This is a genomic window from Myxococcus sp. CA033 (genome assembly GCF_013336625.1).
Lineage (GTDB): Bacteria > Myxococcota > Myxococcia > Myxococcales > Myxococcaceae > Myxococcus > Myxococcus llanfairpwllgwyngyllgogerychwyrndrobwllllantysiliogogogochensis.
In genome coordinates, this window is record NZ_JABUMU010000003.1 from 1 (window position 1) to 22502 (window position 22502).

General features: G+C 70.1%; 16 protein-coding genes. 7 read left to right on the forward strand and 9 right to left on the reverse strand.

All coding sequences use genetic code 11. The features are described 5' to 3' along the window. Positions 1-257: 257 nt before the first annotated feature. Positions 258-1745 carry a HAMP domain-containing sensor histidine kinase gene (locus HUA78_RS10330; RefSeq protein WP_174476207.1) on the forward strand — a complete coding sequence of 496 codons (1488 nt, stop codon included), beginning with the start codon at positions 258-260 and terminating at the stop codon, positions 1743-1745. After that, entirely contained in the window at positions 1727-3094 is a 1368-nt protein-coding gene (locus tag HUA78_RS10335; protein WP_174454464.1) for a sigma-54 dependent transcriptional regulator, read from the forward strand. Before HUA78_RS10330 ends, HUA78_RS10335 begins: the two co-directional genes overlap by 19 nt. 3 nt (positions 3095-3097) lie before the next feature. Here the strand turns inward: HUA78_RS10335 and HUA78_RS10340 are convergent, their stop codons facing one another. The 5 genes from HUA78_RS10340 to HUA78_RS10360 all read right to left on the reverse strand — a co-directional run bounded on the left by HUA78_RS10340 (position 3098) and on the right by HUA78_RS10360 (position 7205). Further along, positions 3098-3904 (reverse strand): glutaminyl-peptide cyclotransferase, encoded by an 807-nt coding sequence (locus tag HUA78_RS10340; RefSeq protein WP_254623663.1) that lies wholly within the window; start codon positions 3902-3904, stop codon positions 3098-3100. Between the two features lie 68 nt (positions 3905-3972). After that, entirely contained in the window at positions 3973-4728 is a 756-nt protein-coding gene (locus HUA78_RS10345; RefSeq protein WP_174454840.1) for a DUF5953 family protein, read from the reverse strand. Beyond that, entirely contained in the window at positions 4725-5366 is a 642-nt protein-coding gene (locus HUA78_RS10350) for a DUF6310 domain-containing protein (protein ID WP_371745545.1), read from the reverse strand. The genes HUA78_RS10345 and HUA78_RS10350 overlap by 4 nt, the downstream gene beginning before the upstream one ends. Positions 5367-5696: 330 nt before the next feature. Beyond that, a complete protein-coding gene (locus HUA78_RS10355; RefSeq protein ID WP_174476209.1) occupies positions 5697-6671 on the reverse strand; it encodes a lysylphosphatidylglycerol synthase domain-containing protein in 975 nt (324 codons plus the stop codon). A 72-nt stretch (positions 6672-6743) separates the two neighbouring features. Then, positions 6744-7205, reverse strand: coding sequence for a response regulator transcription factor (locus HUA78_RS10360; RefSeq protein ID WP_141647417.1), 462 nt, complete (start codon positions 7203-7205; stop codon positions 6744-6746). 447 nt (positions 7206-7652) lie between these two features. Here HUA78_RS10360 and HUA78_RS10365 point away from each other — a divergent pair, with 447 nt between their 5' ends. Next, on the forward strand, positions 7653-9149 hold the full coding sequence (locus HUA78_RS10365; RefSeq protein WP_141647416.1) for a Do family serine endopeptidase: 1497 nt from the start codon (positions 7653-7655) through the stop codon (positions 9147-9149). Positions 9150-9206: 57 nt separating this feature from the next. Here HUA78_RS10365 and HUA78_RS10370 read toward each other — a convergent pair whose 3' ends face one another. Both HUA78_RS10370 and HUA78_RS10375 read right to left on the reverse strand, forming a co-directional pair. Further along, complete coding sequence (locus tag HUA78_RS10370) at positions 9207-9557, reverse strand: DUF1428 domain-containing protein (RefSeq protein WP_141647415.1); 351 nt, start codon at positions 9555-9557, stop codon at positions 9207-9209. Positions 9558-9664: 107 nt separating this feature from the next. Next, complete coding sequence (locus HUA78_RS10375) at positions 9665-9811, reverse strand: hypothetical protein (RefSeq protein ID WP_174476210.1); 147 nt, start codon at positions 9809-9811, stop codon at positions 9665-9667. 176 nt (positions 9812-9987) lie between these two features. Between HUA78_RS10375 and HUA78_RS10380 the strand changes: the two genes are divergently transcribed. Continuing rightward, complete coding sequence (locus HUA78_RS10380) at positions 9988-14016, forward strand: serine/threonine-protein kinase PknK (protein ID WP_141647414.1); 4029 nt, start codon at positions 9988-9990, stop codon at positions 14014-14016. A gap of 8 nt (positions 14017-14024) precedes the next feature. Here HUA78_RS10380 and HUA78_RS10385 read toward each other — a convergent pair whose 3' ends face one another. Continuing rightward, positions 14025-15824 (reverse strand): OPT family oligopeptide transporter, encoded by a 1800-nt coding sequence (locus HUA78_RS10385; RefSeq protein ID WP_174476211.1) that lies wholly within the window; start codon positions 15822-15824, stop codon positions 14025-14027. Then, positions 15821-18082 carry a PAS domain S-box protein gene (locus HUA78_RS10390; protein WP_141647412.1) on the reverse strand — a complete coding sequence of 754 codons (2262 nt, stop codon included), beginning with the start codon at positions 18080-18082 and terminating at the stop codon, positions 15821-15823. Before HUA78_RS10390 ends, HUA78_RS10385 begins: the two co-directional genes overlap by 4 nt. Before the next feature lie 282 nt (positions 18083-18364). On the opposite strand from HUA78_RS10390, the gene HUA78_RS10395 reads away from it, so the two are divergent. The 3 genes from HUA78_RS10395 to HUA78_RS10405 all read left to right on the forward strand — a co-directional run bounded on the left by HUA78_RS10395 (position 18365) and on the right by HUA78_RS10405 (position 22387). Beyond that, a complete protein-coding gene (locus tag HUA78_RS10395; protein ID WP_174476212.1) occupies positions 18365-19774 on the forward strand; it encodes a serine/threonine-protein kinase in 1410 nt (469 codons plus the stop codon). Positions 19775-20022: 248 nt separating this feature from the next. Continuing rightward, positions 20023-21009, forward strand: a complete 987-nt coding sequence (locus HUA78_RS10400) for a hypothetical protein (RefSeq protein ID WP_174476213.1) — start codon at positions 20023-20025, stop codon at positions 21007-21009. 136 nt (positions 21010-21145) lie between these two features. Next, the gene (locus tag HUA78_RS10405) at positions 21146-22387 is read left to right on the forward strand and encodes a serine/threonine-protein kinase (RefSeq protein ID WP_174454456.1); all 1242 of its coding nucleotides are present in this window, start codon (positions 21146-21148) and stop codon (positions 22385-22387) included. The last annotated feature ends 115 nt before the right edge of the window (positions 22388-22502 follow it).

Sequence of the window (22502 nt, forward strand, 5' to 3'; positions counted from 1 at the left end):
GCCCCGGTCTCGGCGGGTCATCCCGCCCCGCCGAGACACCCTCCTCCGAGACAGAGCGCTCCGAGCACCGCCCTGGCATGGCGGATGCTCTAGGCCTCCGTGTGACGCACGAAGGTCGCTCCCACTCCCTCCAAGGACTCCGGCACGACGCACTGCTCTCTTCTCGCGGCACTCGCGGTACGTTGTGAGTACTTCCTTCCGGTCCATGCGTATTCGACCCCTCCAAGGTGCATGGACCGGAATAGCCTCGACCTCCCGTGAAACTCGCTCGCAAGTTCACCCTCGCCCTCGTCCTGCTCGCCGTGGCTGTCATCGCCGGGCTGCAGGTCATCCAGGTTCGCCGTGAGCTGGAGCGCTCGGCGCTGGACATGCAACACGACCACCAGCTGCTCGGTCACACGCTCGCCGGAGCCATCGGCAAGGCGTGGCAGCTCGCCGGTGAGCGTGAAGCCCTCACCATCCTGAACCAGTCCAACAGCTACCAGGGGCAGGTCCACCTGCGCTGGGTCTGGCTGGATGGTGGCCCGGGGACTCCGTCGCTCGTCGGATTCCCGCCGCGCCTGCTGGCCACGCTGCGCCAGGGGAAGGACGGCTCCATGGTGGACCCGAGCCCGGACCCTGGCCTGCTGCACTCCTACACGCCGGTCTTCATCGGCCGGGGCCAGCGCTTTGGCGCCATCGAAATCACCGAGTCGCTGGGCGAGGAGCGCCAGCACGTCTTCGTCACGGTGGTGGGCACCATCGTCGCCACCGGCACCATCACCTTCGCCTTCTTCATCGCCGCCATGGCCATGGGCCGCAAGCTCGTCGGCGAGCCCGTGGACGAGCTGGTCCAACTGGCGAACCGCTTCGGTCAGGGCGACTTGACGGCCCGCGTGCGGCTGCCGACCCGGCGCCGGGGTGATGAAATCACCATGCTGGCCAACGCGATGAACCGCATGGGCGAGCAGTTGGAGGAGACGCGCTCCCGCCTGTCCTCGGAGACTGTCGCGCGCCTGTCCGCGGTGGAGCACCTGCGCCACGCGGACCGGCTCACCACCGTGGGCAAGCTCGCCTCCGGCGTGGCGCACGAGCTGGGCACGCCACTCAACGTGGTGATGGGCCGCTCGAAGATGATTTCCTCGGGCGAAGCGGAGGGCGAGGAGGTGGGCGAGTGCGCTCGCATCATCAGCCAGCAGGCCCAGCACATGACGGGCATCATCCGGCAGTTGCTCGACTTCGCGCGGCGCCGCGCGCCCCACCGGGCCCCGGAGGACGTGCGGGAGCTGGTGGACCGCTCGCTGTCGCTGCTCAAGCCCATGGCCTCCAAGAAGAGCATCACCCTGGTGGACGACGTGCCCCCGGGTGTCATGCTGGAGGCCGATGGAGGACAGGTGCAGCAGGTGCTGACGAACCTGGTGATGAACGCGCTGCAGGCGATGAACAAGCCCGGAACGGTGCGCATCCACGCGACGCGCACCCGCGCCACACCGCCCACTGACGTGGGGGGCGCGGAGAGCAGCTACGTGCGGGTGGACGTGGAGGACCAGGGCGGCGGAATCCCCCCGGACGTGCTGGGCCATGTCTTCGAGCCCTTCTTCACCACGAAGGACGTGGGCGAGGGCACGGGGCTGGGGCTGTCCGTCTCGTATGGTCTTGTCAGAGACCATGGCGGCTGGATTGCCGTGCGCAGCGAGCTGGGACGCGGTAGCTGCTTCTCCATCTACCTGCCGAGCGGAGGGGACACATGCCAGGCCGCGTCCTGATGGTCGAGGACGAGCGCGAGATGCGCGCCATGTTGGAGAAGGGGTTGACCCGTCGGGGCTACACGCCCGTGGCGCTCGGGTCCGCCGACGAGGCGCTGGCGCGACTGTCCGGCGAGGACTTCGACGTGGTGTTGACGGACCTGCGCATGCCCGGGATGGATGGGCTGGCGCTGTGCGAGCGCATCGTCCTCAACCGGCCGGACATCCCCGTCATCGTGTTGACGGCGTTCGGGAGCCTGGAGACGGCCGTCGCCGCCATCCGCGCGGGGGCGTACGACTTCGTCACCAAGCCCATCGACCTGGACGCGCTGGTGCTGGTGCTGGAGCGCGCGGTGCAGCACCGGGCCCTGCGCGACGAGGTGCGCCGGCTGCGGCAGGAGCTGGGACGGCAGCAGGACAGCGGCGCGGTGGTGGGCGAGAGCCCCGCCATGCAGCAGGCCTATGCGCTCATCGACCGGGTGGCGGACCTGGACTCCACGGTGCTGATTACCGGCGAGAGCGGCACGGGCAAGGAAGTGGCCGCGCGCGCGGTGCACACGCGGGGGCGTCGCTCGGCGGGGCCGTTCGTGGCGCTCAACTGCGCGGCGATGCCGGAGGCGCTGCTGGAGAGCGAGCTGTTCGGCCACGCCAAGGGCGCCTTCACGGACGCCAAGGCGACGCGCACGGGCCTCTTCGTCCAGGCCAATGGCGGCACGCTGTTCCTGGATGAAGTGGGCGAGCTTCCGCTCACGCTCCAGCCCAAGCTCTTGCGCGCGCTCCAGGAGCGAGTGGTGCGGCCGGTGGGTGGGGACACGGAGGTGCCGTTCGACGCGCGCATCGTGGCGGCGACGAATCGGGACTTGGAGCTGGCGGTGGAGGAGGGCCGGTTCCGCGAGGACCTGTACTACCGGCTCAACGTCATCGGCGTGGAGCTGCCTCCGCTGCGGGCGCGGGGCAATGACGTGCTGCTGTTGTCGCAGCGTTTCATCGAGCAGTTCGCGGCGCGCAACAACAAGCGCGTGGTGGGACTGTCACCGGCGGCGGCGCAGCGGCTGTTGGCCTATGGGTGGCCGGGGAATGTGCGGGAGCTGCAGAACTGCATGGAGCGCGCGGTGGCGCTCACGTCGTTCGAGCAGCTCACGGTGGATGACCTGCCCGAGCGCATCCGGAACTACAGCCAGCCGAAGGTGGTGCCGGAGAACACGGACCCGTCGGAGCTGGTGACGCTGGAAGAGCTGGAGCGGCGCTACATCCACCGCGTGCTGGAGGCGGTGGGTGGCAGTCGGACGCTGGCGGCGCGCATCCTCGGCGTGGACCGGAAGACGCTGTACCGGAAGCTGGAGCGCGACGACGAGGCGAAGAAGCCCTGAGCGTCAGTCGACGGTTTCCAGGCGCACTTCGAAGAGCTTCGGCCAGAGCTTGCCGGTCATCAGCATGCGGCCGGTGCCGGGCTCCACGGCGATGCCGTTGAGGACGGCCTCGCGGCTGTTCAGCTGGGGGGACACGGCGCGCGTCAGGGCGGAGGCGTCGATGATGGCGGTGACGTGGCCCGTGGTGGGGTCTATTTCGAGCACGCTCGAGGAGTGCCAGACGTTGGCGTAGATGACGCCGTTGGCGCACTCGAGTTCGTTGAGCTGGTCCTGGGGGAGGCCTTGCAGGGTGACTTCCACGGAGCCCACGGGCTCGAAGGTGTCGGGTGCGTGGAAGGTCAGCATGGAGGTGCCGTCGCTGCGGACCAGGCGGCCCTGCCAGTAACACAGGCCCCAGCCGTCACCGGAGTAACGCGTGGTGCGCTCGCGCGTGGGAGGAAGGCCGCTCCAGGTGTAGAGCAGACCCTCGGTCCAGGTGAGCTGGTAGAGGCGCTCGCCGTCGCTGGCGAGGCCCTCCGTGAAGATGTTGCCCAGCGGCTCCATCCACAGCGGCGTGGCGGACTCCAGGGAGAGTTCGCGCAGCGTGCCCTGATTGCCGGTGCTTTCAAACAAGCGGCCCTGGTGGAAGACGAGGCCCTGCGTGAAGGCGTCCGTCGAGTGCGGATACTCCTGGACGATGTGCGCGACCTTCCGCGTCGGCGCGCCCTCGGGGGTGATGCGCCGCTGCGCGGGGCCACAGCTACAGCCGTTGCCCAGCCCCATGCCCAGGACACAGAGCGCCGACACCCACGCCGTTTGATGGACTCGCATCGAGGGAGCCACGGAAGCAGGAAACGAAGGCCGGCACAACACGCGCGCGGAGCCCCTGTTCACGAAGGTCAAGGAACTGAGCGACCACCAATCTCCGGGAACCGTTCATAGGTCCGCAGGAGCACGTCCAGATGGGCGGGGTCATCCAGGTCGAGCGGCGCGTCCGTGAGCTGTACGACCCACCCGCCCGATGGAGTTCCACGCGCTCGCGTGAGCAGTTCGGCGTCGCGCGAGGCATCCGGAAACCCGATGGCTCGGGCAGCAGCAGCCGACCAATAGTTCAGCCACCCCAAGCGATGGGGAATCTCCGGCGAGCGGATTCTCTCAGGGAATTTGAGTACTGGGAGCCCTCGGGGCGGAACCCCAGGCTTGTGCACCGGGTCAACCGTCTGCCCAGCGATCTGCGCCGCCGCTTTGGACGGCGTCGCATGCCCCCAGTACGCGCGGGCGCCCTCCGCCACGCCTTCAAGCACACCCGGCGCCACCGCGGTCATGGCCTCATCCAGCGGCAGCTTTGCATGGACATCGAGCATCGGCTGACCGCCCGGCGCCTGACTCCCAGGTGTTTGCAGTCCATGAACCATCACGGGGTAGCGCTCGTCACCGTTGCACACGAGAGGGAATCCCCCGTCCCTCATCTCCTCAGCGAGCCATGTGTCGCGCGCAGGCAAGGCGATGGGGTGCCCGTCTTCGGAGACCTTCCACTCCAGACGCAAGCCGAGCAGAGCCCGTTCCATGCCTTGGATGACCGCGAGCACGCGGCCGTCACTGTTCGTGAGCGCTGGCGCGTAGACGGCGATGCCGAGCCTTCTTCGAGTTGTCACCGCTTGCATCCCGTGACGACGATGTTGAGAGTTGCTTCTTCTTCCACCAGTGCTTCCTTGTGGGCTTCGGTGCTCACCCCAACCACGAAGCCATATCCGCACTCGGTCGCGATGCTTCGCTCTTCTCGCATCGTCGCCACCTGCTGCCGGACCACCTGCCCCTGAAGGAAATCAGAGTACGTGTCGAATTGGTCGGTCTTGATTTCCCACAGCACACGCACGCCGACCTGCAGCGCGTCGAAGCGCTTGCCCTTCACGAGCACGTCCTTGCCGGGGAAACGGTTCGGAGGGAACTGGTCGGCGCACCTGTCATGCGCTGCATCTCCGCCAAGGTGCGGCACCGGGACGGGCTCGCACCGGGGGTGGCGCTCTTTCTCAGGGGAATCGGGCGGTGTTGGAGAAAACCAGTCCTGCCCTGCTGGCTCGGGTTGGGGCTTTCGATTCGAGGAGGACTCCCGCGAGGCGGGCTTCGCGAGGAGTGTGACCTCTTCCTCCTCGGGGCGACTCCCGCTCAGGGCATATGCATCCAGCGCCTCTTTGATGGCGACTCCCACCACCAAGACGCCAACGACAAGCACAGCACCCGCGATGATTTCCGGCGCCGCAAGGACACAGAGTCCGGTTCCCATGACAGCCATGCCCACCGAGGCAACGGAGCACCTGCCCGTGGGGTCATTGAACCGGACCCGATCATGGTCGAGTGCCTGGAAGCACCGCTCCGCCAGTACGGGCCATGGCTGGGAGGCCTGATGGACGGCGCACTTTCCTCCGTCCGTCCACGGCAGATTTGCCGCTCTCTGGAGATTGGCGACCCGCCGGCTCGGGGGCACGCGCGCTCCTGGACCCGGTGCCGACGTCGCACACGCCGAGAAGAAGAGCAGGAGCACAGCGCACCCGAGGAATCGCATCGCCACATCCTCGCGGACCTTCGCTAGCGGATGCCAGCCCCGCGAGCTGAGAGTCCTCCTTCACCCCTCCTGTCGTCGCCGTCCCAGTCGCGCTCGCAGCTCCGACAGGTGGCCACGGTGCTGCGAAAGCTCGTGCCCCAGCAGCATCACCACCGCCACCGCGAAGGGCAGCAGGTAGTAGACGATGCGGTACACCACGAGCGTGCCGAGCAGCATCGACGCCGGCACCTCCGGCGTCAGCGCCGCCAGGATGATGGAGTCGAACACGCCCAGCCCGCCGGGCACCTGACTCGCGATGCCCACGAGCTGCGCCACCGCGAACAACGCCACCATGCTCGGCGGCGAAATCCCCACCCCTGACGGCAACAACACCCACAACACCATCGCCGCCAGCGACCAGTCCAGGCACGACACCACGAGCTGCTCCAACGCCTGCCTCAGCGTGGGCAACGACACCTTCAGATGCAGGCGCTCCACCTTCAGCGTCCGCCGCATCCGCGCGCACAGCACCAGGTAGCCCAGCAACACCCCGAGCAGGGAGAAGCCCAGCCCCCGCGCCACCCCGGGCGAGAGCGACAGCGACGCCATGGCTCCCTGCCCCGCATCCACCACCAGCGCCACACCCGCCACCGCCAACAACCCCACCCAGAACGTCAGCGCGTTGAACGTCCCCACCTGCGCCACATCCAGCGCCGTCAACCCCCGCGCCGAATACAGCCGGTAGCGAACGCCCCCTCCCGTGAGGAACGACATGCCGATGTTGTGGCCAAACGCATAGCCCACGAAGGCCGTGAACCCCACCTGCCGATAGGGCAGCCTGCGCCCCAAGTGCTTCAGCGCCAGCACGTCATAGAGCGTCAGCGCCAGGTAGTTGCACGCCGCGCACACCACCGCCAACGCGATGCGCTCGCGAGGAATCGACGACAGCCCCCGGGCCACGTCCACCCCTCGCAACTCATGCAGCTCGTGGCGCATCACGATGAACGCCAGCGCCAGCAGCACCAGGGGGAGCAAGGCGAGGAGCGCTCGCCTCAACGCGGTTCGGGAGAGCACCCTTCGAGAGTGCACACCTGCTTCCATCCCCGCCCGCTTCAGGCAGGCAGGCGCTCAGCGGACCGGCGGAACGAGCGCCTCCGCCGTGGCGCACAAGTCCTCCATCGCGAAGGGCTTGTCCAACACACGCGCCGCGCCCAACAGCTCCGCGTCCCGATGCAGCTGCGCATCTCCAAACGCGGTGATGAGGATGACCGGCGTCGTCCAGCCCTCGCGCCGCAGCCGCGCCACCACCTCCAGCCCCGAGTACCCGGGCATGCGCACGTCGGTGATGATGAGGTCCGGCACCTGCGTCTGGTCCGCGAGCAGGCCATCGATGATGGCCTTCACCAGCCCAGGCCCGTCCGCCGCCTCCACCACCTCATAACCCTGGCGCTTGAGCGCCCTGCGCAACAACGCGCGCATCTCCGGCTGGTCCTCCGCGACGAGCACTCGCGGGCGCTGCCCTCGCTCCGGATCCAGGAGCGGCCACGGCCGCGCTCCTGATTGCTGCTCCTGCTCTTCGTCTGGCCCCATCAAAGGTCGACTCCTTCCAGCGTGGTGGGCTGCCCACCCTCCCTCCAACCTCCACGATGAAGGCCGGAACGTGGGTGCGAGCGGGCCCGGGCAGAGCATTCGACGTGCCACTTCATTCCCCAGGAGAAGGAGGCACTTCGCCCCGGGGACATTTGCCCCGGGCGGGGCACATTGCCCCGCGCTTCCTGCCCCGCTGCCCCCACCCTCAGAGGAGGGCCCCCCGCGCGGAGCCCTGGCCCGGCACGTGCACAGGTGTCTGGCATCGGTTCGGATGTGGGGACTCGCGGAACGAGCCCCGAGCAATGGCAGCCGTCGGGAGTCGGGGGACGACCAGCGGCACACCTTTCCACCTCCAGGGGGAGCCGCTCCGCGTCCTCCCCACGTCCGGGCCGATTCTCAAACACTCTTTCCTGGCCGGAACGCCTCCGGCCTCACGGAGAACGAACGATGGCCTGCTCGCTCCCCTCTCGCCGTTTCCTCGGTGCCCTGGCCCTCCTGCCCGCCGCGACGCTGGGCTTCGCGTGCGGACAGGCCCAGGCCCTGGGTGCCTCCAATTCCTCTCAAGCGACCGCCACGGTCGCCGCCACCGCGACGGCCGCCGCCGCGACACCTTCCGGCGCGCCCGTGCAGCCCGCGCGCTTCAATCCCGCGACGTCCGGCACCGTCACCTCGCTGGCGCCACTCGTCGACTCGGTGAAGGGCTCCGTCGTCTATGTCGAAGTGCAGGCCCGCCCCAAGCGCATGTCCGGTATGCAGGGCCTGCCTCCGGGCTTCGCGGAGCGCTTCGGCATGCCGCCGGGCATGCAGGGCAATCCGCAGCCGCGCCAGGGCCTGGGCTCGGGCTTCATCATCGACGCGACGGGCACCGTCCTCACCAACAACCATGTGGTGGAGGGCGCGGACGCGGTGCGCGTGAAGCTGGAGGATGGCCGCTCGTTCGACGCGGAGGTGCTGGGCAGAGACCCGCTCACCGACGTCGCGCTGCTCAAGCTCAAGGGCGCGCCGAACAACCTGCCCTTCGTGCCGCTGGGTGACTCGGACGCGGTGCGCGTGGGCGACGCGGTGATGGCCATCGGCAACCCGTTCGGCCTGGACTCCAGCGTCAGCGCCGGCATCCTCTCCGCGCGCGCTCGCGACATCCACTCCGGCCCCTATGACGACTTCCTCCAGACGGACGCCGCCATCAACCCCGGCAACTCCGGCGGCCCGCTCTTCAACATGAAGGGCGAAGTGGTGGGCATGAACACCGCCATCATCGGCGGCGCCAGCGGCATCGGCTTCGCGGTGCCCAGCAACCTCATCCGCGCGCTGTTGCCCCAGCTCCAGGAGACGGGCGCGGTGCGCCGTGGCTACCTGGGCCTGGCCATCCAGGACCTCACGCCGGAATTGGCGCGCGCGCTCAAGGTCGACGCGGCCAAGGGCGCCGTCGTGTCCGGCATCAGCCGAGGGGGCCCTGGCGACCGCGCGGGCCTCAAGGAAGAGGACATCATCACCTCCGTCGGTGGCCGCGCGGTGGAGTCCGCCGGAACGCTCACCCGCGCCGTGGCGCTGCTCAAGCCCGACAGCCGCGTGAAGGTGGAGCTGGTGCGCGGTGGCAAGCCCCTGTCGCTGGAGGTGACGCTCGGAACGCGTCCGGCCCAGCGCGGCGAGGAGGAAGTCACGCCGCGCAACTTCACCGCTCCCGCCACGCGCAAGCTGGGCATCAGCCTGCGTGACGCGGAAGGCGGCGGCGCTCAAATCATGGAAGTGGAGCCCGGCAGCCCCGCCGAGCGCGCGGGCCTGATGCCCGGCATGGTGCTGGTGCAGGTGGGTGACGACAAGGTGTCCAGCGCGTCTGACGCGGCCAACACCCTGTCCTCTGTGAAGTCGGGCGCCGCGCTCCTGTTGCGCGTGCGAGCCCCGGACTCGGAATCCACGGTGCTTCGCGCCCTGGAAATTCCGTAGTCCCTCACGGTGTCCGGCGGGCCTTCCCTCCCACCCGCCGGACGCCGCTGAGGTTTTCTAGAGCGAGACGATGGGCTTGAAGCCGCCGTACATCATCCGCTTCATGTCGAAGGGCATGCTCTGCATGCCACTCAGGCGGGGGTCCTTCATGACCAGCTTGTTGATGCGATTACGGTCGGCCTTCGACGCATAGACGATGAAGGAGAACACCACCGTCTCCCCGGGCTTGCGCTTCACGCTCTTGGCGAACAGGGCGAGCGGGGCTTCGGCGATGTCATCGGCGACGCACTCGGTGTACTGGAGCGCGCCGTGCTCGCGCCAGATCTTGCCGGCCTTGCGCGCAATCTTGCGGTAGGCGGCGAGGTTCTTCGTGGGCATTGGCAGGACGAATCCATCGACGTAGGGCATGACAACCTCCAGGAACGAGAAGAGCGGCCAGTCAAACACGCCGCTCCTCGCGCCACGGGAAGCATCCCTTCATCACGACAAGATTCCGACACCTCGGCGCGACGCGCTCACGTCCCCGGGCGGAAGCGCAGGGCGCTCCAGACCGTGTCGATGGCCACCTGCCGCACGGCCTGGATTCCCTCCTGCTCCAGGCGCCTGGCGAGGATGTCCCGGTTGAGGTCCGTGTCGAGCTGCCCCGCCTTTGGATGCGCCACCCACGCGACGCGGTCCTCCTCGGGGAAGGCGGCATGACAGCATCGCCACCCGGGCGGGGCAATGAACGTGCGTTCGCGCCAGCAAGAGGCCCTGGAGTCCAGGTGATGCGAGACCGACCCCCGGGGTTTCCAGGGGGTGTCCTGAATCCCCATTGCATTTGGCGTAGAGTTGCCGCGTGCCGCGGTGCCAGACATGTGGGCGGCGCTGGGAAGGCTCCCACGCGCCGTGCCCGCCGAACTCACCTGTCGACGGGGCGGGACGTGCGTCGTCCGCCGAGCCCCCTCCACCACTCATCCCCGGCTACCTCGTCGAAGGGGTGCTGGCGCGCGGCGGCTTCGGCGTGCTGCTGGGCGCCCGGCGTGAGACGGACCAGCAACGCGTGGCCATCAAGCTGGCCCGCACCGGCAATGCCCTGGCCCGCGCGCAGCTCGTCCGGGAGTCGGAGGCGCTGCGCACCCTGGGGCCGCCCACCGTGCCCGCGCTGTACGAGGTGGGCGTGCTCTCCGGAGGCATTCGCTTCCTCGTCATGGAGCACGTCCCGCTGCCCACCCTGGCGGAGCGGCTGGCGCGCGCCGCGGGGCCCGTGCCGGCCCAGGAGCTGGCCGCCCTGGCCCTGTCCGTGGCGGACACGGTGGCCCACGTCCACGCACGAGGGCTGGCGCACTGCGACTTGAAGCCCGAGCACCTCTTCCTGAACGAGGACGGCGGCGGGCAGGTGCGCGTCTTCGACTTCGGCCTGGTGCGCGGAACCTCTCCCCTGGAGGGCTCGGCCCTGCCCGGTGAGGGCGCGACGACGAGCGACTCGTCTGGCTTCGCCGGCACCGCGGAGTACATGGCGCCGGAGCAGTGCGCGGGCAACTCGGACGTGGACGCGCGCACGGACGTGTACGCGCTGGGCGTGCTGCTCTACGAGATGCTCACCGGTCGGCCGCCCTTCTTCGGCCCCACGCCGGACGTGCTCCAGGCACACCTGGCCCTGCGCCCGCCTCCACCCTCCGACTTCGCGCCCGTGCCTCCGGCGCTGGAGGAAGTCGTACTGCGGTGTCTGGCCAAGGAGCGCGCGCGCAGGCCGGAGGACGCCACGGCGCTCGGCACCGCGCTGCGCGAGGCCTTCACCCACGCGCACCGTCCCCACGAGCCCGTCACGCCCCGGCCCACCGCGCCCGGTGAGCCTCGGCCCGCGCAGGTGCGCCGCTCGGTCGCCGTGCTCTTCCTGACGTCTCGCGCCAACCCCGTCAGCCTGCAGAAGGGGCTCGCTTCCTACGGTGGGCATCTGGCCTTCACGGATGGGCCGCGCATCGCCGCCGTGTTCGACCCGGACGTGGGAGAAAATCCCGTGCGCCGGGCCATGCGCGCAGCGGAGGGACTGGCCGACCGGGGACTGGCCGCGAGCGCCCTGGTGGACGTGTCCGCCGTCACCGTCCAGCGCCGTCCCACCGGCACCCCTCGCTACCTGGGCGCCATCCTCTCCCGCGCGGACCGCTACCCCATTGGCCCGGAGACCCACGGGCTCCTGCTGTCTCCCGCCGCCGCGGAGGCCGTGCCGGAGGTGCCCTGCACGGAGGTGCCCGGCCATCCCGGACTGCTGCGTCCCGCGTCCCCTGGCGCCGCGCCTCGCCCAGACATCACCGTGCTCCAGTTGGGCAGCGAGGTGCTCGTCGGCCGCGAGGCGGAGCTGACCTCGCTGTTGGACAGCGCCCGCGCGGCGGTGGGCGAAGCGGCGCCGACGCTGGTCACCGTGATGGGCGAGCGAGGGCTGGGCAAGAGCCACCTCGCCGCGGCGCTCGCTCGCGAACTCCAGATGCAGTTGCCACTGACTCGCATCTACACCACGCGCTCACGCGAGCCGGTCCAGGGCGACCCGGACGGTACGCTGCGCACGCTCCTGCGCTGCGCGCTCAACGCCTTCGAGAGCGACAACACGGACACGGAGGAGCAGGGCCGCGCGTCCATCATGCAGCGGCTGGGGCCCACGCTCGGCACGGAGCTGTGGCCGGGCGTGGCCGCGACGCTGGGGTGGTATGCGCCGGGCGGGCCGGAGCTGCAGAGCTGGGCGGCGGCGCCGGGTGCGCTGCGTTCCCTGGCCATGCGCGCCACGGGTGAGCTGTTGGCCGCCACCGCCCGCGAGCGCTCGCTGTGTCTGGTCATCGACGACGCGCACTTCGCGGAGGAGACGGCGCTGGATGCGCTGGAGTACGCGTGTCTCGCCGAGGCGAGCGTCCCCATCTGGGTGTGTGTGCTGGCGCGCCCGGGGTTCGAGAAGAGCCGGCCACTGTGGGGCACTCGCGCGGCCCGACAGTCCACGGTGACCCTGCGCGCGCTGGGGGCGGAGCAGGCGCAGGAGCTGTGCCGCATGCTCCTCAAGCCGGTGGAGAACGTGCCGGCGCAGGCGGTGGACCGCATCGTCGAGCGCGCCCAGCACGTGCCGCTCTACATGGTGGAGCTGGTGCGCGGCCTCAAGCGCCAGGGACTGGTGCGCCAGCGCGCTCCGGGCGGGAGCTGGTACCTCGTCACGGACGGCGTGGAGAAGGTGCCCGAGCTGCGGCTCGTGGAGTGGCTGGCGGACCGCGAGCTGGGGGCGCTGCCGCCGACGCTCGCCGCGCATGCCCGGCTGTGCGCCCTGCTGGGCACGGACTTCACCGCCGCCACGGCGGAGGGCGTGGTGCGGGAGCTGGAGCGCGACGGCGCGGCCGGTGGCTTCCCGCTGGATGCGGGCCATGCGACTCGCAGGTTGCTGGACTCCGGACTGCTGGTGTCCCACCGCCTGGAAGGACTGAGCTTCCGCAACGAGCTTCTGCGCGACGCGGTCGCCGCCACCCTCCCCGCCGCCGAACGCCAGCGCATCCACCGCGCCGCGTACCGCTACTTCCTGGGCCCCACCGGGGCCAGCGAGCGGCAGCGCCTGCCTCGGCTGGCCCTGCATGCCGCCGCCGCGGACCTGCGCGACGAGGCCGCCGCGCTCTCCATCGACCTGGCCGAGTCCGCGCGCGGACGCCACGCGTTCCTCGACGCGGAGGCCATGTACACGCGCGCGTTGGATTTGCTGGAGAGCACGGACGAGCTGCGCTGCCTCACCGCGCTGCGAGGGCGCGGGCTGATGCGCATCCGCATCGGTCGGTATGACGACTCGCTGGCGGACTTCGCCGCCGCTCGGGAGCGGGCCCAACGATTGGGTGACACTCGCACGGAGGTGGAGCTGCTCCTCGACGAGGCCATGGCGCTGGACTGGGTGAATGACTATCCCGCCAGCGAGGCTCGCGCGCTGGAGGCACAGGCGAAGGCGGCCCGTGTGGGCTCGGCCTATGTGCAGGGCCGGCTGCTCCTGGCGGTGGGCCGCGCGCTGTTCCGCAAGGGCGAGTGGCAGGAAGCCCGCGAGCCCCTGGAGGCGGCGGCGGAGATTGCCCGGCGCCTGGGCGACGCGGGCTATGAGACGCAGGTGGTGTCCCAGTTGCTGCTGGCGGTGATGCTCCCCAATCTGGGCGACATCGACGAGACGGACCGGGTGCTGTCGGAGGTCGTCGCCGCGTGCACCGAGCGTGGAGACCTGTTCCATCTGGGCAGCGCCATCAACAACCGCCGCAACCTGTGGGTGGCTCGCAGGGATTTGGCCAACGCGTTGAAGGACCAGGAGCGCTTCATGCACCTGGGACGCGAGCTGGGCATGGTGGGCTGGGAGTACTTCGCCGAGCACAACCTGGGTGAGCTGCACTACCAGGCGGGTGACGTCGACGCGGCCACGCCCCACATCACCCGGGCCATCACGCTGGAGCGCCGGCACCCGGAGGTGGCGCCACGTCCGTGGGCCCTGCTGCTCCAGGCGCGCACCATGGCGTGGCTGGGACGGCAGGCGAGGGCCCGCGAGTTGCTCGCGCAGGTGCGGCAGGTGTTGTCGGAGGGCCGCAATGGGGTGGAGCTGAGCCCATCGGAGGAGGTGCTCTTCGCCATGGTGGAGCTGGCCACGCGCGACGCCACGGCAGAGGCATGGCACACGCTGCGGGAGTGGTCCGCCCAGGTGTCCGTGGAGCAGGAGCCGCTCGAGGTGCTGGAGATGATGGGGCTGGCGGCGCTGCGCCGGGGTGAGCGAGAGGAAGCCATCCGCATCCTGACCGACGCGCTCCAGCTCGCCTCGCGGCTGCCCAATCTCATGGAAGCGCGCATCCGCCGCTCGCTGGAGCGTGCTCGGGACAACGCCCCTCCAACGTGAAGTGCCCGCTACGCCATGAGGCCCAGCAGCTTGAGCGCGCCGATGAGCACGCCCACGAGCGACTCCGCGGCAATCGCGCCCGCTGCCAGCGCGGGCACATTGCGCCCCGTCGCGTGCGGCCAACGCCACCGCGCCACCGCCGCCATCGCTCCACCCAGGCACAGCGTCACCGCGAAGTAGGCGGGCAGGATGAAGCCGATTCCCATCGCCACCGGTGAAGGCATCCACCGCGCCGCCCGACCTCGCGCCAACAGCGTCAAAAGCGCGCCGACACCCGCCGCCACGCCACCCGCCAGCGCCGCGTTCGGCGGCAGACCCGCGAGCCCCTTCACCGCCAGCTCCGCCACCGCGCGGAACTGATGTGAGAACGGCGCGGGCAACGCCTCCGAGCCCAATCCATACGCTCGCGTCAGCAGCAGATACGCCGGAACGCTCACCAGCGAACCCGCCAGCACTCCCACCAACTGCGCCCCGAGCATCCTCCGTGGCGAGGCCCCCAGCAGGTGCCCAGCCTTGAGCGCCCACATGCTCACGCCCGTCTGCGCCGCCGCCCCGGACACCACACCGCCCACCGCGATGTTCGGCGCCACCGCCCCAGGCAGCAGCACCCCGGCCGCCACCTGCGAGAGCTGCCCCACCTGCGTCACCGGCGACACATCCACCTGTCCCGCGCCACGCGCGCACACCGCGCACAGCGGCAGCAACACCACCAGCGCCAGCAACACCTGCGGCACGCTCATCCCAAACATGCCCACGCCCAGCGCCAGCGTCACCACCGCCGCCGCGCCGCCGCACAGCCACGCCCACCGAGGGAGCGTTCCACCCCGCTTCAGTGAGCCCAAATCCTTCGCAGCGCCCCAAAAGTCCCGAGCCTGCGCCGCGAGCGACACCACCGCCGAGCCCACCAGCAACCCCACGCCCGGCCACGTGAGCCAGCCAAGCAGGGAGTCATAGGTCGCGTCCTTCACCGCGCCTGTATTCAAGAGCCACGGCGCGAGCACGCCCCACCCCACCAGCGCCCCGGCCAGCATGCTCAAGCCCAGGTGCAGCCCCGCCATCATCCCCACCGCGAGCAGCATGGGACTCCACGCCAGCCCCCACGTCAGCGACGCGGTCGACACCCCGCCCACCGAGCCCGGCGCCGCCACCATTCCGGGCAGCTTCTGGAGCACATCGCGCACCGCCGTGATTGCCGCGGACACCCCCGCCGCCACCGCCAACCATACCCCGCGCCCGCGATTCTCCTCGGGCGCCGAGGCATGCATCGCGGTGATGAGCTCCGCCGTGGTGATGCCGGTGGGAAAGGCCAGCGCCTCTTCCTCCATCAACCGCCGCCGCAACAGGTGCGCCGCCAGCACGCCTAGCACCCCCAGCGCCACGCTCCACACCGCCACTCCCACGCCGGGCACGTCCAACCCCAGCAGCATCAGCGCGGGCAAAGGCCCCAGGAGCCCCGCGGCCGCCGGCATCGCGCCCACCGACACCGCTGTCACCTGCGTGAGGTTGTTCTCCAGCGGCGTGTACGGCGAGCCGCGCCTGCGTGACACCGCCGCGAGACCACCGAAGCCCAACACCGCCGCCGTGACGGAGCCGCTCTCCCACCAGCCCAGCTTCAACCCCATGGACACGTTGGTGACGGCCAGGAGCGCGCCGACGACGAGCCCCATCCCCAGCGCACGCGCGGTCCCCTCCCTCGGCTCGCGGACAGGGGACGGTGCTTCATCGGAGACCACCGCCAGACGCGTCTCGCCGGCGACCTCGGGAACAACAGGAGTGGAGGACACGATGGGCTCCAGGGGGCTGCTCATCTGCCCGCCTCCGCTGAACGACCCACCAACTCCCGGAGCTGGGTGAGGTCCAACGGCTTGGAGATTTTCAGGTTGGGCACGTCGCGCAGGAAGGACACCGTGCGCGGGGTGAAGGCGCCGCCCGTCATGAACACCATGCGGCCCGCCTGCTCCGGCACGCTGCGCCCCAGCTCGTGGTACAGGTCCATGCCCGTCATCCCCGGCATCATCACATCGCAGAGGATGAGGTCGAAGCGGCTGCCCTCGTTGAGCAACCTCAGCGCCGCCTGCGCGCTGTTCGCCGTGGCGACCTCATGGTCCGCCGCCAGCGAGCGCTGGAGCGCCAACGTCACGTTCGGCTCGTCATCCACGACGAGGATGCGCGCCCGCGCATTGACGGCCACCACCGCCGTCAGCCTCGGCAACACCTCCAGCTCCCGCGTCGCCGCGCGCAACACCACGCGGAAGGTGCTCCCCTTGCCCGGGTCGCTCTCCGCATGGATGGAGCCGCCCATCGACTCGATGATGCCGTGGCAGATGGACAGCCCCAACCCCGTGCCCACGCCCACGGGCTTCGTGGTGAAGAACGGGTCGAAGATGCGGTCCATCACCTCGGGCGACATCCCCATGCCCGTGTCCCGCACCTCCACCAGCACCCGGCCGCGGTCTCCCGCGCGGATGACGACGCGGATTTCATGCTCGTGCTCCGGCGAGCGGTCCTCCGGAATCGCCTGCGCCGCGTTCAGCAGCAGGTTGAGGAACACCTGGCACAGCCGCGACTCGCTGGCCTCCACCGGGGCCACCGGCTCGAACTCCGTCACCAGCCGCGCGCGGTGGCGGATGACGTTGTCCGCCATCTTGCACGCCAGCTCCACCGCGCGGCGCACGTCCACCGGCATCAGCCGCACTTCCTGCTCGCCGCGCGCGAAGACCTTCAAGTCGCGGACGATGGTGGCGATGCGCTCGGCGCCCTCGGTCGTCTCGCGCACCAACTGCTGGAGCGAGGCGATGGCCGCCGCGGGCACCTGGCTCTCCATCCGCTCCAGCCCCTCGCGCACCAGGTGCAGGTTGACGAGCATGTAGGCCAGCGGGTTGTTGATTTCGTGCGCCACGCCCGCGCCCAGCGTGCCCACCGACGCCAGCCGGTCCGCCACGACGAGGTGCGCCTGGAGCTGCTTTCGCTCCGACGTGTCGCGGTGGACCATGATGTTGGCGATGGTGCGCCCCTCGCTGTCGCGCAGCGGCACGACGACGGATTCGCACCAGCAGGTGGTGCCGTCGTGGCGCTTGAACTCCAGCTCCCCCGTCCACCGCCCCTGCTTCTCCAGCGCGGCGAGCACCATGCCGGTGAGCCGGTCCGGCTCCTCCGGATGCAGCACGCGGAAGAGCGTCTGCCCCAGCGCCTCCGTCTTGTTGCGGCCGAACATCCGCTCCGCGCTGGCGTTCCAGTCGATGATGCCGCCGCCCAAATCGGTAATCACCACGCCGTCGTAGATGCTCTCGAAGATGAGCGCCTGACGGTTCAGCTCCTGCTCGGCCTGCTTGCGCGCGGTGATGTCCATCACCGTGCCCGTCACCCGCGCCGGCATGCCCGACGCGTCGCACAGCACGTCACCCTTGCAGGAAATCCACCGCCACCCGCTGCCCTGCGGCTCGATGCGGTACTCCACATCCACCTGCGTCTTCTTCTCCAGCGCGGTGGACAGGGCCTCCCGCACGCGCGGCAGGTCGCCGGGGTGCACCACCTCCTCCAGCTCCATGGCGCGGCCGGACAGCTTTCCCACCGCCAGCCCCAACAGCCGGTCCACCTGCTCGCTCCACGTCACCCGGCCGCTCTGCGCGTTCCAATCCCAGATGCCCACGCGCGCGGCGGACAACGCCTGCCGCAGCTGCTCCTCACGCTGCTCCAGGAGCTCCCGCTTGGAGAAGCGGAACACCGTGACGGTGCCAATCTGGAGCCGGTCTCCCTCTTGAAGCTCCGCCGTGGCGATGGGAGTGCCGTTGAGCAGCGTGCCGTTGGTCGACTCCAAATCCGTGACGTGGCAGCCCCCGTCGAGCGCGCGGATGATGCGGGCATGCTTTCGCGAGACGCCGTGGTCGTCGATGCGCACCGTGGCTTCGGAGCCTCGGCCGATGATGTGCTCGCCGGGCTCCAGCCGGTACGCCTTGCCGATGGCCGCGGGCGTGGTGGTGCTGATGAGGATGAGGCAGGCACCCGTCGAGGAAGGCGGAGCCAGCGCCATGCCGGCGCAGGTCGTGAGGTCATCCAATGTCGTCATCAAGAGGCCCCCCGGCACCACGCGCCGCTTCCGTCCACCCGACCTGCCCCGACTCGCACGCGTGATGTCACGTCCCGAGAATCCAGCAGTCCCCAGCCACGGCGTCCAACCACCCGGGGTGTTGGGGCGTCCGAGCATTCGCAAGGCAACATCTGCCCCCGCGCACCCCACCCGAGGTGATGGGTGGTGAACGCATGGCGGGGATTGGCGCGACGCGGCGGTCGCTTCGGGCCCGGGGCATGCAGCAGGGCTCCAGGGTGGGTGGTAGGGTGCTGACCACACATGGCGGCCGACTCCGAGAGCACGTTCCGCATCCAGGCACGGGCGGATCTGCATGGCTCCGAGCGAGGTCGTGGCGATGCGGGCCGAGGTGAACGGGGCCCTGGCACGCTTGCGGGCGAGTACATCCTCAAGGCCCTGCTCGCCTCCGGTGGACACGGCAGCGTCTACGAAGCCGAGCACCGGATTCTGGGCCGCCGCGCCGCGGTGAAGGTGCTGCATCCGCACCTGGCGGATCAGGGCGAGATGCTCAAGCGCTTCGTGCGCGAGGCCCGCGTGGTTAACCAGATTCGCCACCCCAACATCGTGGATGTCTATGACTTCGGGCTGATGCCGGACGGCAGCCCCTACTACGTCATGGAGCTGCTCGCGGGCCGGACGCTGGGCCAGGTGGTGCAGGAGCGCGGCCGGCTCTCCGCGTCCCGCGCGCGCGCCTACCTGGAGCCCGTGTGCGGCGCGCTGGAGGCCGCGCACCGCGCCGGCGTCGTCCACCGCGACTTGAAGGCCAGCAACATCCTCGTCGTGGAGGAGGGCGAGAAGCCCCGGGTGAAGCTGCTCGACATCGGCATCGCCAAGCTGATGCACGCGGAGCCCTCGCAGGAGGGCCTCACCATCGCCGGCCAGCGGCTGGGCACCGCGCACGCCATGGCGCCCGAGCAGTTCCGCGGCTCCACCATTGGCCCGTACACGGACATCTACGCGCTGGGCGTGCTGCTGCACCAGTTGCTCACCGGCCGCTACCCGTTCCTCTGCGAGGACCGGATGGAGCTGGAGCGGCTGCACCTGGAGGCCCCCGCTCCCCGGCCCAGCGCCATCGCGCCGGTGTCCCCCGCCGTGGACGCGGTGGTGCTGCGCTGTCTGGAGAAGGACGCCAGCCGGCGCTTCAGCAGCGTGGGCGCCTTCCTCGCCTCGCTCGCCGACGCCGCGGAGGAGCCCGTGCAGCCCGCGAACCGCTCCCGGCTGGCGCTCGCCGTCCACGCGGAGGTGATGCTGCCCTCCGCCGCCCAGGACGACGACGCGATGTACGCCGTGCTCGCGGATGTGCTGGACGGACTCGAGCAGGGCCTGCGCGGCGGCGGCTTCCTGCTCGCGCTCCAGTCCGGCACCACCCTGCTGGCCGTGCGCCCCCTGGAGAACGGGGCGCCCACGCCGGAGCGCACCGCGTACCTGCGCGAGGCCGAGCGCTCCCTGCGCATCCTCCAGCAGGCCGCGCAGAAGCTCGCCGACCCCGTGGATGCCCGCGTCCACCTGTGCCTGCACCTGGGCCAGGCCGAGACGCGCGGCGACACCGGAGAGTCCGAAGTCGTGGGAGGCCCCGTCACCGACGTGGGCGCCTGGCGACTGCGCGGACCCGAGGGCTTCGCCCTCACCCCCGCGGCGGCCTTGTCCCTGGAATTCCCGGAACCAATCTAGGCCTCCCGGAAATCACAGACATCCGTTGATTCCATTTCATCCAGGACTGCCTGAGTCCTGGACCTTACAGCCTGACTGTTGTGATTCAGCTTCCATGGGAACATTATTTCCCATGCGGCATGCAAAAGCCTGAAACCCCGGCAAATCTTGTCGAACCCATCAGTTACAGCGGCATTCTTTGGGAGTGCTGAAACAGGTGGGCGGCAAGGTGGTCAGCGAACGCTGACTGCCACACACGGGGGAAAAGCATGCACCGCACACCAGCTTCGCCGTCGCGTCGTCACACCACCGCTCTCCAACTCCACGCCCGGGGATGGCTCGCGGGGCTCCTGAGTCTGGCGCTTGGAACAGGGGCCTGTGGCGTGGGGGTGGAACCGGTGGGGGATGACCTTGGACACCTGCGACAAAGCCAGGTGTCGACAAATGGCCTGTCGACAAATGGCCTGTCCACGAATGGCCTGTCGACAAATGGCCTGTCCACGAATGGCTTGTCCACGAATGGCCTGTCGACAAATGGCCTGTCCACGAATGGCTTCGTGACCTGGTTCAACCAGGATCCGGCGACGGCGGACTCGGTGATGGCCTACGTGGTGACGTGCGCGGTGCAGGCGGGGGTGGCGCGCCAGTTCACCAATCCGGTGACGGGAATCACACACATGTGGCTCGGAGCGCTGGGGCTGGCGCCGCGCTGGGCCTCGGGGCTGCCGGCGACGGAGGTGGAGCAGCAGGTGGTCTCCGCCTGCCTCGCGGCGCACGCGAACAAGTACGGCCTCCACGTGCCCATCTCCGTGCTGGGCCTCACCACGTCCGAAACGAACGCGCCCATCCCCTACACGGCGGAGGAGCTGGCCACGTACAACCAGCAGGAGGCGTGCTTCTTCGGCAACCTGTTCGACGGCACCGGCGTCTTCGCGGCCAATGACCAGCCCTACCTGTCCGCGGACAAGAGCACCCCGCGCACGTGTGGACTGGCGTCGGGCCCCACGCAGGCGTGCCCTCCCATCACCCACGTGGGCATGTGCGCCACGCTGTGCCAGCCCGCGGTCGTCGGCACCACGCCCCAGCCCTACTACGAGAGCTGCGCGTACAACGGGAAGTCGTACCGCCCCATCACCGCGCGGATTCGCTCGCAGGAAATCTATCGCTGCGGCGACGGCATCTGTCAGTTCACCGAGCGCTGCGGCACGGACACCACCGCGTTGAGCTGCCGCGCGGATTGTGGCACGTGCCCCTGAGGGCGGACCGTTGGTCTTCCACGACACAGTCCGCGCCGGCGTGTCGGGCCCCCCGGGCCCCCGCCGGTGGGGACGTCCCCCTGGGTGGTGTTAGTCTCTCCCCATTCCCGAGGTCGGGCCGGACACGGGAGGTGGCATGAACGGTCTTCACGTCCTGGACGCGCCCGAGGGCACGGACATCGCCGGTTACACGGTGGAAGGACTGCTGGGCGCGGGCGGCTGCGGCGTGGTGTATCGGGCCACTCGCGACGGACAGGCCGTGGCGCTCAAGCTCCAGTCGCTGGCGCAGTTGGGCGGCTGGGCCCGGCGCGAGGTGGCCATCCTGACGCGGCTGGCGCACCCCAACGTGGTGGGCTTCCGCGAAGGCGGCCTGTTCCCGCCGGAGGCGCCCGAGTGGCTCTATCTGGCGATGGAGTACGTGCGCGGGCGCCCGCTGGCCCAGTGGGTGGAAGAGGAGAACCCCGGGGCACGGAGCGCGGCGCGGCTGGCGCTGGGGATGGGGCGAGGACTGGAGGCCGCGCACGCGGCGCAGGTGCTCCACCGCGACATCAAGGAAGCCAACGTGGTGGTGCGCGAGGAGGACGGCACGCCGGTGTTGATGGACTTCGGCGTGGGGGACTACTCCGGAGCGCCCCGACTGCCGCGCGGCGTGCTGCCCCCCGGAACCCCGCGCTACCGCAGCCCGGAGGCCCTGGCCTTCCGCCGCGAGGGCCGCGACGGCGTGTACCCGGCCACCATCGCGGATGACCTGTATGCGCTCGGAGTCGTCCTCTACTGGATGCTCACCGCGCGCTACCCCTTCGAGCAGGTCGAGACACCCGAGGGAGAACTGGCCGTCATCCACCACCCTCCGGTGACGCCGTACGTGCTCAACCCCCGGGTGCCGTGGGAACTCAGCGAGCTGTGTCTGCGGCTGCTCTCCAAGCAGCCCTGGCGCCGGGGCACCGCGAGAACCTGGTGCGAGGCCCTGGAGACCGCGCTCGCCAGCGCCGACGCGGCGTGGGAGCAGCCGCTGTTCCCGGACGCCGCCGAGCTCCCACCCGACGGCCCAAGCCCGCGGACCCCGTCGCGAGGACGGCGCTCCAGCCACTCCGGGAGGCTGCCCGCGATTCAGACCGTCGAGCCCCTGGCCGAAGCGGAGCCGCCAAGACTCGTGGTCCGGGCGCGGCCGGTGACGCGGACGCGTCGCGCCATCGAGTTACCGCGCGCCCTGCTGGCACTGGGCGTGGGGGTCTGCCTGGTGGGCGGCGTGGGGTGGTGGGCGCGGCGCTGGCTGCCCTCGGTGCTCGCGGTGACGTTGAGCAGTCGCGCGCGAGCGCCGGAGCAGAGCGGGGCCTCCCATCCCCACCTCCGAGAAGCACCCACACCGGCGCGGTGACACGCGGACCTTCCACTCGCCAACGCTGTCGGAGTCCGCCGGGAGCGCGGGCGTCGACTAACCATCTGGACGGGCACCCACCCTCGCGCGGGCCGACATCGGCTCCTTGCCCGAC